The sequence below is a fragment of the Brevibacterium sp. LE-L genome, assembly GCF_050214925.1.
Classification (GTDB): domain Bacteria; phylum Actinomycetota; class Actinomycetes; order Actinomycetales; family Brevibacteriaceae; genus Brevibacterium.
The window spans coordinates 2204964-2219096 of sequence record NZ_CP189759.1 but is presented as its reverse complement, the minus strand read 5'-3'; the positions used below and the strand labels follow the sequence as shown (position 1 = coordinate 2219096).

Sequence of the window (14133 nt, the reverse complement as noted above, 5' to 3'; positions counted from 1 at the left end):
TCAGGCGTCGAGCATCGGTTTGAGGAACCGTCCGGTGTGGGACGCGGCCACCTCGGCGACTTCCTCCGGAGTGCCGTCGGCGATGATCTGACCGCCGCCGCGACCGCCTTCGGGTCCGAGATCGATGACGTGGTCGGCGTTGCCGATCACATCGAGGTTGTGTTCGATGACGATGACCGTGTTGCCTTTGTCGACGAGCCCCTGGAGGACGAGCAGCAGCTTCGAGATGTCCTCGAAGTGCAGGCCCGTCGTCGGTTCGTCGAGCACGTAGACGGTCCGTCCGCGCGAGCGCTTCTGCAGTTCGGCGGCGAGTTTGACCCGCTGTGCCTCGCCACCGGACAGCGTCGTCGCCGGCTGACCGAGGCGGACATAGCCGAGCCCGACCTCGACGAGGGTCTTCAGGTGACGGGAGATCGCAGGGATCGCCGCGAAGAAGTCGTTGGCCTCTTCGATGGGCATGTCGAGGACTTCGGCGATGCTCTTGCCCTTGAACGTCACTTCGAGGGTCTCCCGGTTGTACCGGGCCCCTTGGCAGACTTCGCAGGGCACGTAGACGTCGGGCAGGAAGTTCATCTCGATCTTGATGGTGCCGTCGCCGCTGCAGTTCTCGCAGCGGCCGCCCTTGACGTTGAAGGAGAACCGTCCCGGCAGGTAGCCGCGGACCTTCGCCGACTCCGTTTCGGCGAACAGCCTGCGCACATGGTCGAACACGCCGGTGTAGGTGGCGGGGTTCGACCGTGGGGTCCGACCGATCGGCGACTGGTCGACGTGGACGACCTTGTCGAGGTTGTCCAGTCCGGTCACCCGTTTGTGGCGTCCGGGCACGCGAGAGGCGCCGTTGAGGACATTGGCCATCTGCGTGTAGAGGATCTCGTTGACCAGGGTCGACTTGCCCGAACCGGACACACCGGTGACGGCCGTGAGCACGCCGAGCGGGAAGGACACCGTGACATCGCGCAGGTTGTTCTCCACCGCCTTCTCGACGGTGACCATCCGCTCCCTGTCGACGGGGCGACGGGCTGCTGGGATCTGGATCTCGCGACGACCGGAGAGGTAGTCGCCGGTGATCGAGCCCGGGGCGTCCCTGAGCCCGGGCACGGGGCCCGAGTAGACGACCTCTCCCCCGTGCTCGCCGGCGCCGGGACCGATGTCGACGATCCAGTCGGCGGATTCGATGGTGTCCTCATCGTGTTCGACGACGATGAGGGTGTTGCCCAGCTCCTTGAGCTTGTTGAGCGTCTCGATGAGTCTGCGGTTGTCACGCTGGTGCAGACCGATCGAGGGCTCGTCGAGGACGTAGAGGACGCCGACGAGTCCCGAACCGATCTGCGTGGCCAAGCGGATGCGCTGGGCTTCGCCGCCGGACAGGGTGCCCGCGGCACGATTGAGGCTGAGGTAGTCGAGTCCGACGTCGAGAAGGAAGCCGAGTCGGGCGTTGATCTCCTTCATCACCTGAGCCGCCACCGCCGCATCCCGGTCGCTGAGTTCGAGTGAGCCGAGGAACTCCGCGGCTTCGTCGAGAGCGAGTTCGGAGACTTCGGCGATGGATCTGTCGCCGACCTTGACCGCGAGGATCTCGGGCTTGAGGCGGGTCCCCTGGCAGCTGGCGCAGGGGATCTCCCGCATATACGACTCGTAGCGCTCGCGCGACCAATCGGATTCGGTCTCTTCGTGTTTGCGCTGGATGTACTGGTAGACACCCTCGAAACCGGTCGAGTAGGTGCGTTCGCGGCCGAAGCGGTTCTTGTACTTGACGTGGACCTTGTAGTCCTTGCCGGTGAGGATCGCGGTCTTCGCGGTCTTCGGCAGCTTCTTCCACGGTGTCTTCATATCGAACCCGAGCTCGTCGCCGAGGCCCTTGAGCAGCCGGTTGAAGTACTTCGCGACCTGCTTGCCGCCGGACCAGGGGGCGATCGCTCCAGCACCGAGGCTGAGGTCCTCATCGGGCACGACGAGGTCCTCATCGACCTGCAGGCGCGTGCCGATGCCGTCACAGGTCGGGCAGGCGCCGAAGGGCGAGTTGAAGGAGAAGGACCGCGGCTCGATCTCGTCGACCGTCAGCGGGTGTTCGTTCGGGCACGACATGTGTTCGGAGAAGGTGCGGATCGTGCCTTCGTCGACGAGGTCGATGTCGATGCGGCCATCGGCCAGGCCGAGTGCGGTCTCAACCGAGTCGGTCAGACGCGGACGCATTCCGGGCTTCGCCACGAGGCGGTCGACGACGACGGAGATCGTGTGCTTGTACTGCTTCTCCAAGGCCGGAGGTTCACTCAGGGTGATCTGCTCGCCGTCGACGATGGCACGCGAGAAGCCCTTGGCCTGCAGTTCGGTGAAGAGGTCGACGAACTCGCCCTTGCGGGAGCGGACGACGGGGGCGAGGACGAGGAACTTCGTGCGCTCCTCGAGCTCGAGCAGCTGGTCGACGATCTGCTGCGGAGTCTGCTTCGTGATCACCTCACCGCAGACCGGACAGTGCGGGGTGCCGATGCGTGCCCACAGCAGGCGCAGGAAGTCGTAGACCTCCGTGATCGTGCCGACGGTCGAGCGCGGGTTGCGCGATGTCGACTTCTGGTCGATCGACACCGCCGGGGACAGCCCTTCGATGAAGTCGACATCGGGTTTGTCCATCTGACCGAGGAACATGCGGGCGTAGGAGGACAGGGATTCGACGTAGCGTCGCTGCCCCTCGGCGAAGATCGTGTCGAAGGCCAGGGACGACTTGCCGGATCCGGACAGTCCGGTGAAGACGACCATGGAGTCACGCGGCAGGGCGATCTCGACGTTCTTGAGATTGTGTGCCCGTGCGCCCTTGACCCACAGCGTGTCGAGATGGGAGACGCCGCTGACTTGCTCAACGTTATTGGTTTTCATCACCTGACCACTGTATTCCTCGGCACTGACATTGCTTCATTCTCGGCTCTTTGCACCGGCCGCGGCCGGGCCGTGGGGTTCATCTGACGGCGCCGATCTCGCCGACCGAGACGATGCGGAGAACGATGTCTCCGGCTTCGTCGCTGGCTTCCACGTCCACCTCGGCGTCGATGGCCCAGTCCCGGTTCCCTTCGGGGTCGGCCAGGATCTGGCGGACGTTCCAGGTGGAAGAACCGGGTTCGATGTCGATATATTCCCGACCGCGGGCCTTCTGGTCCGTGAGCAGGTCGCCGTAGACATCGTAGAAGTCCTCGATTGCGTCTTCCCAGGCACGGGCGTCGAAGCCGGATTCCGCGTCGAGGCGGCCGAGTTCGGTGTAGTCGGCACGTTCTGCGAGGAGCACCCGGTGGAACAGGGCGTTGCGGATCTCGGCGGTGAAGACCTTCGTGTTCTCGGAGAACCGACGATCCAACGCCGGCAGCTCATCGGCATGCTGAGTCGGATCGAGACCCTGCAGGGTCCGCCATTCGTCGAGCAGGGAGGAGTCCGTGCGGGCGATGGTCTCACCGAGCCATTCGATGATGTCGGCCAGCTCCTCGGTCCGGTTCTCCGCCGGCACGTTGTGCAGCAGCGCCCGGTAGACGTCGGTGAGGTACCGCAGCAGGCTGCCTTCGGCGCGGGCCAGGGAATAGTAGCCGACGAACTGTGTGAAGCCCATGGACTGTTCGATCATGTCGCGGACGACGGATTTCGGTTCGAAGCTGCCGCCGCGCAGCCACGGGTGGGTCTCGACGAAGTGGTCGAAGGCGGGTTCGAGCATCTCGGCCAGGGGTGCGGGTCCTTCGACCTCGTCGAGGATGGCCATCCGTTCGGCGTAGTCGACCCCTTCGGCTTTGAGTTCGGCCAGGGTGTCGCCCTTGATCCGGTCGAGTTGGCCCTTGAGGATCTGGAACGGCACCGAAGTGGTGGATTCGACGATGGAGACGATGTCGAGGGCGTAGGTGTCGTCGTCTTCGTCGAGGAGGTCGAGCGCGGCGAGGACGAACGGTGCCAGCGGCTGATTGAGCGCGAACTGGGGGCCGAGGTCCTGGGTGGCGGAGAGTTCGTTCCCTCTGATTTCGATGAGTCCGGCGTCGAGGAGGGAGCGTCCGATGCTGATCGCCGTGAGTTTGAGGTCGAGTCGGCGGTCCCGGGTCTCGTGCGTCTTGTCGATGAAGTCGCCGATCGTCGACACGTCGGAGCCGGGACGGGCCACGAGGTTGAGGATCGTCGAATGGTCGATCTTCATCCGCGGGCGCAGGGTCTCGGATTCGCCTTCGATGAGTTTGGTGAAGGTCTCCTCCGACCAGCCGACGAACCCGGCTGGGGCGGCCTTCTTCTTGATCTTCTTCTTTTTCTTCTTGTCGTCGTTCGCGGCCTTCGCTTCGGCTTTGAGATTGTCGATGACGTGTTCCGGGGCTTGGGCGACGACGTAGCCGCGGGTGTCGAATCCGGCGCGGCCGGCACGGCCGGCCAGCTGCTGGAATTCGCGGACGCTGAGTCTGCGCATCTTCCGGCCGTCGAATTTCGTCAGCCCAGTCAGCAGCACGGAGCGGATGGGCACATTGATGCCCACGCCAAGGGTGTCGGTGCCGGAGATGACGAGCAGCAGGCCTTTGAGCGCGAGCTGCTCGATGAGGCGCCGGTATTTCGGCAGCATGCCCGCGTGGTGGACGCCGACGCCGTGGAGGAGGAGTTTGCGCAGGCTCTGTCCGAAGCCCTTGCCGAAGGAGAAGCCTTTGATCGCCGCGGCGATCGCGGCTCTCTGGTCCTTCGTGGCGAGGTCGACCGAGAGGAGGTTCGTGGCGAGGTCGATCGCCCCGTTCTGGGAGTAGGAGACGACGTAGACCGGGGCTTTGTCGTTGCGGACGAGTCCGCGCAGGGTGTCCGAGAGCGTGTCCGTGGAGTATTCGTACTCAAGCGGCACGGGTCTCTCCGCCGAGGTTACCTCGGAGGAATCGCGTCCCGTCGTCTCCCGCATGGTTCTGCGGATGTCGGTGGTGTCGCCGAGGGTGGCGGACATGAGGACGAACTGGGCCTGCGGCATCTCGAGCAGCGGCACCTGCCAGGCCCAGCCGCGGGAGGGGTCGGCGACATAGTGGAATTCGTCCATGACGACCATGCCCGCGTCGAGCATCCCGCCTTCGCGCAGCGCCTGGTTGGCGAGGATCTCTGCCGTTGCGCAGATGACAGGGGCATCGCCGTTGACGGTCGAGTCCCCGGTGATCATGCCGACGTTCTCGGCTCCGAAAGCGGCGATGAGCGAGAAGAACTTCTCACTCACCAGGGCCTTGAGAGGAGCGGTGTAGTAGGCGCGGATCCCTCGGGTGTACGACTGGTAGAGGGCGAAGAGGGCCACGAGTGACTTGCCCGAACCGGTCGGGGTGGCCATGATCGTGTTGTCGCCGGCGAGGATGCTGAGGAACGCCTCATCCTGGGCCGGGTACGGTTCGACTCCGATCTCCGAGCAGTATTCGCCGAAGGACTCGTAGATCGTATCGTCGTCCGCGAATTCCGCGGGGATCTCCTGCAATCTGGCCACGCTGATGCACAGACCTTTCCGATTAGACTGGTTCCATCCTATTGCTCGACACCGAGGAGTCACACATGCCGGTCTTCGCCGTCACCTACAACTATGGTCCCGATACAGACACGCGGATGGAGCATCGCCCCGCGCACCGGCAATGGCAGGCGGAGTTGAATGAGGCCGGAACCATCCTCGCTTCGGGTCCTCTCGACGCTGATCCGCAGCCCGGCGGGCTGCTCGTCCTCAGCGCCGCCGACCGGGCGGAGGTCGAAACCCACCTCGCTCGGGACCCCTATGCGTCGCTCGGTGTGATCGAGTCGACACAGATTCGCGAGTGGACCCCGGTCTTCGGTCCTCTCGCTGCGGACTGAGCCGCGAAGCGCCCGCAGCCCGGCCGGCTGCGGACTCAGTTATGACACGGGCCGCAGCCGATCCTCGGGATCAGCTGCGGCCCGCGCTCTTCCCTGCCGCTCAGCGGCCTCCGAGTGCTGGGGCAGGCGTGGCGTGGATCATTCGGAGTTCGGTTCCTGAGCGGTGCCGGGCTTCTTCTGCGCCCGTCCCTCGCCGTCGCCGAGGCGGTCCGACCCGTCCCGCCCGGCAGAGTCCGGGGCCTGTGGGTCATCGACGTGGTGCTGTTCGTGTTCGACCTGACCGAAGTGGACTTCCTGGTGGCCGCGCTTCATCGCGATGAGGCTGGCGATGGTGGCCACGGCCATGCAGCCGATGATGACGGCCAGAGACACGCCGGTGGTGATGTCGGGAACCCATTCGAGTTTCTCTCCCCCATTGATGAACGGCAGGTTGTTCTCGTGTGCGGCGTGCAGGATGAGCTTGACGCCGATGAACGCGAGGATCGCGGCGATGCCGTACTTGAGGTAGATGAGTCGGTCGAGCAGCCCGCCGAGGAGGAAGTAGAGCTGGCGCAGACCCATGAGGGCGAAGAGGTTCGCCGTGAACACGATGAATGGACTCTGGGTGATGCCGAAGATCGCGGGGATCGAGTCGAGCGCGAACATGACATCGGTGGTGCCGATGGCGATGAAGACGAGCAGCATCGGGGTGAAGAACTTCTGCCCGTCGATCGTGGTCTTGAGTCTGTTGCCGTCGAAGTCGTCGGAGATGTTCACCCGACCCTTGAGCCATCTGACGAAGCGGTTGTCCTCATCGCTTTCGTCCTCGCTGCCGAACGCTTGGTTCCATGCCGTCCACAGCAGGAACACGCCGAAGAGGTAGAAGACGGAGATGAAGAGATTGATGACGACCGATCCGGCGAGGATGAACACGCCGCGGAAGACGAGCGCGATGATGATGCCGACCATCAGCACTTCCTGCTGATACTGCCTGGGCACCTTGAACCGGGTCATGATGATGACGAAGACGAAGAGGTTGTCGATACTCAGGCTGTATTCCGTGAGCCAGCCGGCCAGGAACTGTCCCGCGTGCTCTCCGTCGGCGAAGAAGTACATCGCCACGGCGAAGAGCAGGGCGAGTGAAACGTAGAAGCTCACCCAGAGGGTTGCTTCGCGCATCGAGGGGATGTGCGGCCGTTTGATCACCAGCAGGAGATCGGCCACGAGGATGAGGACGAGAACGATGAGTGAACCGGTCTCGAACCAGAAGGGCAATTCGGTTGTCATGGAAGCCTTTCGCTGTTGTCCGTGCGTGCCGTACACGGCTGGGCAAATCGAAAGTCTCTCCCGCGGCGCTGTTCAACCGCGTCCGAACCCGGATCGAAGAGATCGTGATGACGAGTTCGGAGCTTATGGGATACTCCCCTCCGGCGCTCCAGTCTACACTGGCGGCTCAGGCGTGCCCGGCCTCCTTCATCTGCCGCAGCTCCTGTTTGAGGTCGGAGAGTTCGTCGCGCAGGCGCGCGGCGAGTTCGAACTGCAGCTCGGCGGCGGCGGAATGCATCTGCGATGTCAGCGATTCGATGAGCTCGGTGAGGTCGGCCGCCGGCGGACGCAGCGAGCCGGGCTTGCCCGCGGCTTCGCGCTGTTCGTCGCTGAGCGTCGAATTGTAGCCGCGCCTGCCCTTGCCGTAGTCGAACTCGGTGAGCAGCTCGCGAGTGTCCTCGTCCTCGCGCTGCAGTCGTTCGGTGATGTCGGCGATCCGTTTGACCAGCGGGGTCGGGTCGATGCCGTGTTCCTCGTTGTAGGCGACCTGGATCGCCCGCCTGCGGTCGGTCTCATCGATGGCGGTGCGCATCGAGTCCGTGATCGTGTCCGCGTACATGTGCACCTGACCGTGCAGGTTGCGTGCCGCGCGGCCGATCGTCTGGATGAGCGAGGTCGAGGACCGGAGGAACCCTTCCTTGTCGGCGTCGAGGATCGCGACGAGGGAGACTTCGGGCAGGTCGAGTCCCTCACGCAGCAGGTTGATGCCGACGAGGACGTCGAACTCTCCGCCGCGCAGCTCTGTGAGCAGTTCCACACGTCGCAGCGTGTCGACATCGGAGTGGAGGTACTGGACGCGGACCTCGTGCTCGAGCAGGTAGTCGGTGAGGTCTTCGGCCATCTTCTTCGTCAGCGTGGTCACCAGCACACGTTCGTTCGCGTCGACCCTGGTCTTGATCTCGTCGAGCAGATCGTCGATCTGGCCCTTCGTCGGTTTGACCTTGATCTCCGGGTCGACGAGTCCGGTCGGTCGGATGATCTGCTGGACGTAGCCGTTGGCGTTGCCGAGTTCGAAGTTGCTGGGCGTGGCCGAGAGGTACACGGTCTGCCCGACGCGTTCGCGGAACTCGTCGAACTTCAGGGGCCGGTTGTCCATGGCGCTGGGCAGGCGGAAGCCGTGTTCGACGAGAGTGCGTTTGCGTGACATATCGCCTTCGTACATGCCGCCGATCTGCGGAACGGTGACATGAGATTCGTCGACGACGAGGAGGAAGTCCTCGGGGAAGTAGTCGAGCAGACAGTTCGGGGCCGATCCGGGAGCACGGCCGTCGATGTGCCGCGAATAGTTCTCGATGCCGGAGGTGAAGCCCATCGACTCCATCATCTCGAGGTCGTAGGTCGTCCGCATCTTCAGCCGCTGCGCTTCGAGGAGCTTGTTCTGCGACTCGAATTCGCTCAGCCGCTTCTGCAGCTCGTCTTCGATCCCGCTGATGGCCGTGGCCATCCGGCTCTCACCGGCGACGTAGTGGCTGGCGGGGAAGACGTGGATCGTATCCTCGTCGCGTACGATCTCCCCGGTCAGCGGGTGGAGGGTCTGCAGGGATTCGATCTCGTCACCGAAGAATTCGATGCGCAGCGCGAGCTCTTCGTACTGAGGGATGATCTCGACGGTGTCGCCGCGCACGCGGAAGGTGCCGCGGGTGAACGCCATATCGTTGCGGGCGTACTGCATGGACACGAACCGTTTGAGCAGTTCGTCGCGATCGCATTCGTCGCCCCGGTGCAGGGTGACCATGCGGTCGACGTATTCCTCGGGTGTGCCGAGGCCGTAGATGCATGAGACCGTCGAGACCACGACGACATCGCGTCGGGTCAGCAGCGAGTTCGTGGCCGAGTGCCGGAGCCGTTCGACTTCGTCGTTGATCGACGAGTCCTTCTCGATGAACGTGTCCGTCTGCGGCACATAGGCTTCGGGCTGGTAGTAGTCGTAGTAGGACACGAAGTACTCGACGGCGTTGTGCGGCAGCAGCTGCCGGAACTCGTTGGCCAGCTGTGCGGCCAGAGTCTTGTTCGGGGCCATGATCAGAGTCGGACGCTGCACCTGTTCGATGAGCCACGCGGTCGTCGCGGACTTGCCTGTGCCGGTGGCGCCGAGCAGCACGATGTCCCGCTCCCCCGCATCGAGCCGTTCGGAGATCTCCCTGATCGCCGTCGGCTGGTCGCCGGAGGGCGAGTACTCGGAGACGACCTCGAAGGGGGCCACTTCGCGAGTGACGTCGGGACGGTGACCGATCGCTGGCAGGGGGCGTTCTGAGCTCATAGTCCCACCCTAGTCCTCGCCCCTGACATTGGGCAGTCGGCTCCCGCTTCGGCCCGCATCAGTCGAAGCTGTCGGGGACCAGACGTCGACGCATGCTCAGGAAGTACGGTTCCTTCGACTCTGCGTAGGACCGAGTGATCTGAGAGTCTGTTCCGCCCTGCTCCTGCGCGAGTGCCATGAGCTCGCGTTTGACCCGGAGATACTCGTCCCGCGCCCCGGCATCGGCGCTGAGCAGATCCCGGAATGCGCGAGCGAAGCGGGCGCCCACGGAATCCGCGACCCGCACATGCAGGTTCACCGCCCGGCCGGGGTCCGTGTTCGCGTGGAACCACTTCGCCTCGCCTCCGGCCTCGCCCAGATGATCATGCATCTCCTCCCCCGGATACCCGAGTTCGGTCAGGCGGGGGGCCAGTTGCCGGGCTGCCGCGAGGTCGGGGACCAGCAGCTGCAGATCGATGACGTCTTTGGCGGGCAGGCCCGGCACCGAGGTGGAACCGATGTGCTCGATGGCGAATTCGGCGCCGGTGCCGTGCTCGAGCTTCGCGATGACGCGCCGCGCGTCACCGTCCCAATCCGCATCCTCCGGATCGCTGAGCCCGAGAGCGGCACGTGATGCCCGTCGTGCTCGGCGGAGGTTCTCGGCGAAGGGCCGGATCCGCGAGGAGATGAGCCGGGCCACCGTGTCCTCGGTCGTGGCGACCGGGCCGGTGTTGTCGATGCTGACGTCGCAGGCCCGTCTGCGCGTTTCGTCATCGGCTTGCCGGGTGATCCGTGCGGCGGCATCCTCGCGGTCCATTCCGCGGGCGTCGATGAGCCGCTGCAGGCGCACTTCAGCGGGAACATCGACGACGAGGTTGAGATGGTAGGCGGGTGTCATCGAGTTCTCGACGAGCAGCGGGACGTCGTGGACGACGATCGGCGCCTCGGCGTGCCGGGCGAAGTGTTCGGCGGTGCGGTCGCGGATCGCCGGGTGCATGAGGGCATTGAGCTTCGCCGTGTGTTCGGCATCGATGAAGGCCGCGGCCGCGAGGGCCGCACGGTCGAGGCCTCCCGAGCCATCGAGCACCTGCGGGCCGAAGGCCTCTGCGAGGAGTTCGAGCAGCGGCTGACCGGGTGCGACGACCTCGCGGGCGATCTGGTCGGCATCGACGAGCACGGCCCCGTGCGCGACGAGCATCCTCGACACTGTTGACTTGCCGGCACCGATTCCGCCGGTGAGACCGATTCTCAGCATGCGTTCATCCTACTGACCGAGCCGGTAGACCCGCACCCCCTCATCGGTGAAGACGGGATCTCCGACGGCAGTGTCGAGGAATGCCGCATACTCCTCCTGACTTCCGGGCAGCACCGGGGAGTCGCGGGCCAGCACGATGAAGTCGACTCCTGAGGCGCGCAGGTCGGCGATCGCCGAGTTCACATCCCGACTCGCAGGGTCCGGCATCGGCTCGCCGTCGAAGACGGAGCCGTGCAGCAGCGCATCGAGGCTGTCCTCGGGCGCCGAATAGGTGACCGGCGAGTCCGGGCTCGAACCGATGAAGTATCCGCCGGTCTCGCGATAGCGGAATCCGCTGACGGACTGCCAGACCATTGCCTCATCGGCGTGGGGCACGGCCCATGCCAGCGGGCGGGGGAAGGTCTTGACGACGGATCCGGCGGGGACCACCTCGGCGATCGAATCCTCATAGAAGTCGGGGACGGTCACTTCGTGGGCGGCCTGCGGGCCGGGGACGACGCACACGGCAGCGAGTGCGAGCAGCCCCGTGAGCAGCCGGGCGCGACGCTGCCTCAGGTGGGACAGTGCCCAGTCGAGACCGACGCCGAGGATCGCGAAGAGCGCGATCGTCGAATGCAGGACGAGGCGCATGGGCAGGATGTTGTTGAGCACCGGTACGGATTCGACGAGCGCGAACGGTCCGGTTTCGGTGAGCACTCCCCCGCCGAGGAGGATCGGCGATCCGAGCGAGAGGGCGAAGACGAGGACACCGGTGGCGGCCGCGATGCGCACCGGCAGGGTGCGGGTGGTCGTCCTCGATGAGGCGAGGACGATGATGAGTGCGGCCAGGAGCGCGGGAGCACCGACATAGGCACCGAGTTCGGCGGGATCGATGTCCATCACCCGTGGCAGCGGTGAGACACCGGAGCTCAGCCAGGCGGGCGCGGCCGGCAGGATCGGATCGAGCAGATCGGTGTTCCACACACCGTGCGGACGGATCGGCCCTTGCGGCGCATTGGGCCCGGCCATTGTCAGCAGCAGCGGAATCGCACACAGCAGCGCCACAGCGGCGGCGAGCAGCGAGCCGAGCCCCAGTCGCAGCCATGCACGGGCGGGGAACTGCCGGCGACCGAACGCGGCGAGGCAGACGAGGAAACAGACCGCTGCGAGGAACGTGCCGGCGAGGACTTCGGTCGAGACGTAGAACTGGAAGCCCAGCAGCAGTCCGAAGACGATGCCGATCGTCCACACGGATCTGTGACTGCGGTGGTGGCCGCCGGGGCCGAGCAGCGCAAGGATCGCCCATGCGGTCAGCGTCGGAGTGACGGCGAAGGCGAGGTTCGGGTGGCCGCCGAGCTGGGCGATGACGTAGCTGGAGAAGCCGACTCCGCCGGCGGCGATGAACGCGGGGAGGCGGCCCAGGAAGCGGCGGAAGAGCACCGCGGTGGCCAGGCTGTTGATGACGGGGAGGCACAGGATGAGCAGGTTGTAGCTGACAATCGGTCCGGCCACCCAGGTCAGTGGTGCGAGCAGAAGCGCAATACCGGCCAACGAGGTGTTCCAGGCACCGTTGACTCCCCCGCCGAGGGCGTTCATCGACTCCGTGTAGAGCAGTCCGCCGCTGCCGCCGGACCCGAAGCCGAGGGCGTCGGCGAGGACCTGTGACCCATGGCCGAGCCACCAGATGAACAGGGAGGAGTCGTCGTTGGAGCCGACGACCGAACCGCCTGGGTCTGCGGCGACGGATCCGAAGACGATGAGGCTGACCAGAGCCAGCAGCAGCGTGTACCACAGCCAAGGCCGCAGCCGCCGGTACAGCGGTGGGCGGATCACGGTCCGCGCAGATGCGGCCGCTGCTGCGGGGGCATACACAAAGGGCTCCCGATCTTCCGACCGGGAGCCCTTGTGGTGGCTGCTATCAGCTGCCTGCAAGCTTCTCACGCAGGGCTGCGAGAGCTTCGTCGCTGGCCAGCGTGCCTTCGTCGCTTGCCTCTTCCGAGGAGAACGAACCGGTGGCCGGAGCGGCTTCGGCAGAACCGACGGCATCGGCGGCGGAGGCCTCGGCGTCCGCAGCGATGGCCTTGGCGACCTGCTTCTTGTGCTCTTCCCAGCGTTCCTGAGCAGCGGCGTACTGCTGTTCCCAGGCCTCGCGCTGAGCCTCGTAGCCTTCGACCCACTCGTTGGTCTCGGGGTCGAAGCCCTCCGGGTACTTGTAGTTGCCGTCCTCGTCGTACTCCTGCGGCATGCCGTAGAGAGCGGGGTCGAGGAACTCTTCGGCCTCGGGGTCGACGCCCTCGTTGGCCTGCTTCAGCGACAGCGAGATGCGGCGACGTTCGAGGTCGATGTCGATGACCTTGACGTAGATGGTCTCGTCGACCGAGACGACCTGCTCAGGCAGATCCACGTGGCGCACGGCCAGCTCGGAGATGTGGACGAGGCCCTCGATGCCGTCTTCGACGCGCACGAATGCACCGAAGGGAACGAGCTTCGTGACCTTGCCCGGCACGATCTGTCCGATGACGTGGGTGCGGGCGAAGTGCTGCCAGGGATCTTCCTGGGTGGCCTTGAGCGAGAGCGATACGCGCTCACGGTCCATGTCGACGTCGAGAACCTCGACGGTGACCTCGTCACCCACGGTGACGACCTCACCCGGGTGATCGATGTGCTTCCAGGACAGCTCGGAGACGTGGACGAGTCCGTCGACACCACCGAGGTCGACGAACGCACCGAAGTTGACGATGGAGGACACGACACCAGGACGGACCTGGCCCTTCTGCAGGGTCTGCAGGAAGTCGTGGCGAACGGCGGACTGGGTCTGCTCGAGCCAGGCGCGACGCGACAGGACCACGTTGTTGCGGTTCTTGTCGAGCTCGATGATCTTGGCTTCGACCTGCTGGCCGATGTAGGGGGCGAGGTCGCGGACACGACGCATCTCGACCAGCGATGCGGGCAGGAAGCCGCGCAGTCCGATGTCGACGATCAGGCCGCCCTTGACGACCTCGATGACGGTGCCGGTGACAACGCCGTCGTCTTCCTTGATCTTCTCGATGTCGCCCCAGGCGCGCTCGTACTGAGCCCGCTTCTTCGAGAGCATGAGACGGCCCTCTTTGTCTTCCTTCTGAAGAACGAGGGCTTCGATCTCGTCCCCGACCTCGACGACTTCGCCGGGATCGACATCGTGCTTGATGGAAAGCTCACGTGCGAGGATGACGCCTTCCGTCTTGTATCCGATGTCAACGAGGACTTCGTCACGGTCGACCTTGACGACTTCGCCTTCGACGATGTCGCCATCGTTGAAGTACTTGATGGTCTCATCGACGGCGGCGAGAAAATCCTCAGCGGTTCCGATGTCGTTGACAGCGACCTGCTTCGGCTGCACCGATTCCGGCGTGGTGGTGGTCATATAGGTAGGGACTCCGATGGAATATTGGTCCAGATCCGGTACCCTGTCGGCAGGTCGTAAATTGTTGCCGGCGGATCCGCATCCGGTCTCGATTGCGAATTTGGACTTGCATGCACAGGCGCATACGGTTGTCAATGCTAGCAC

General features: G+C 64.8%; 8 protein-coding genes. 1 reads left to right on the top strand and 7 read right to left on the bottom strand.

The window, feature by feature from the left end:
* Positions 1–2871, bottom strand: a complete 2871-nt coding sequence (gene uvrA / locus ACQE2J_RS09840; protein WP_135541132.1) for an excinuclease ABC subunit UvrA — start codon at positions 2869–2871, stop codon at positions 1–3.
* 79 nt (positions 2872–2950) lie between these two features.
* Positions 2951–5452 (bottom strand): DEAD/DEAH box helicase, encoded by a 2502-nt coding sequence (locus ACQE2J_RS09835; protein WP_135541013.1) that lies wholly within the window; start codon positions 5450–5452, stop codon positions 2951–2953.
* Positions 5453–5517: 65 nt separating this feature from the next.
* On the opposite strand from ACQE2J_RS09835, the gene ACQE2J_RS09830 reads away from it, so the two are divergent.
* Positions 5518–5808 (top strand): YciI family protein, encoded by a 291-nt coding sequence (locus ACQE2J_RS09830; protein ID WP_135541015.1) that lies wholly within the window; start codon positions 5518–5520, stop codon positions 5806–5808.
* 138 nt (positions 5809–5946) lie between these two features.
* Here ACQE2J_RS09830 and ACQE2J_RS09825 read toward each other — a convergent pair whose 3' ends face one another.
* The 5 genes from ACQE2J_RS09825 to rpsA form a co-directional block, all read right to left on the bottom strand.
* Positions 5947–7074, bottom strand: coding sequence for a TerC family protein (locus tag ACQE2J_RS09825; RefSeq protein WP_135541017.1), 1128 nt, complete (start codon positions 7072–7074; stop codon positions 5947–5949).
* Between the two features lie 166 nt (positions 7075–7240).
* Positions 7241–9373 (bottom strand): excinuclease ABC subunit UvrB, encoded by a 2133-nt coding sequence (gene uvrB, locus ACQE2J_RS09820; protein WP_135541019.1) that lies wholly within the window; start codon positions 9371–9373, stop codon positions 7241–7243.
* Positions 9374–9431: 58 nt separating this feature from the next.
* Complete coding sequence (coaE, locus tag ACQE2J_RS09815) at positions 9432–10607, bottom strand: dephospho-CoA kinase (protein ID WP_135541021.1); 1176 nt, start codon at positions 10605–10607, stop codon at positions 9432–9434.
* A 9-nt stretch (positions 10608–10616) separates the two neighbouring features.
* A complete protein-coding gene (locus ACQE2J_RS09810) occupies positions 10617–12458 on the bottom strand; it encodes a hypothetical protein (protein WP_240689953.1) in 1842 nt (613 codons plus the stop codon).
* Positions 12459–12504: 46 nt separating this feature from the next.
* Positions 12505–13989, bottom strand: a complete 1485-nt coding sequence (gene rpsA / locus ACQE2J_RS09805; protein ID WP_135541023.1) for a 30S ribosomal protein S1 — start codon at positions 13987–13989, stop codon at positions 12505–12507.
* Between the last annotated feature and the right edge of the window lie 144 nt (positions 13990–14133).

Coding starts and splice junctions, on each gene's coding strand:
- ACQE2J_RS09830 (WP_135541015.1), top strand. CDS start 5,518: ATGCCGGTCTTCGCCGTCACCTACAACTATGGTCCCGATACAGACACG.
- rpsA (WP_135541023.1), bottom strand. CDS start 13,989: ATGACCACCACCACGCCGGAATCGGTGCAGCCGAAGCAGGTCGCTGTC.
- uvrB (WP_135541019.1), bottom strand. CDS start 9,373: ATGAGCTCAGAACGCCCCCTGCCAGCGATCGGTCACCGTCCCGACGTC.
- ACQE2J_RS09825 (WP_135541017.1), bottom strand. CDS start 7,074: ATGACAACCGAATTGCCCTTCTGGTTCGAGACCGGTTCACTCATCGTT.
- coaE (WP_135541021.1), bottom strand. CDS start 10,607: ATGCTGAGAATCGGTCTCACCGGCGGAATCGGTGCCGGCAAGTCAACA.
- uvrA (WP_135541132.1), bottom strand. CDS start 2,871: ATGAAAACCAATAACGTTGAGCAAGTCAGCGGCGTCTCCCATCTCGAC.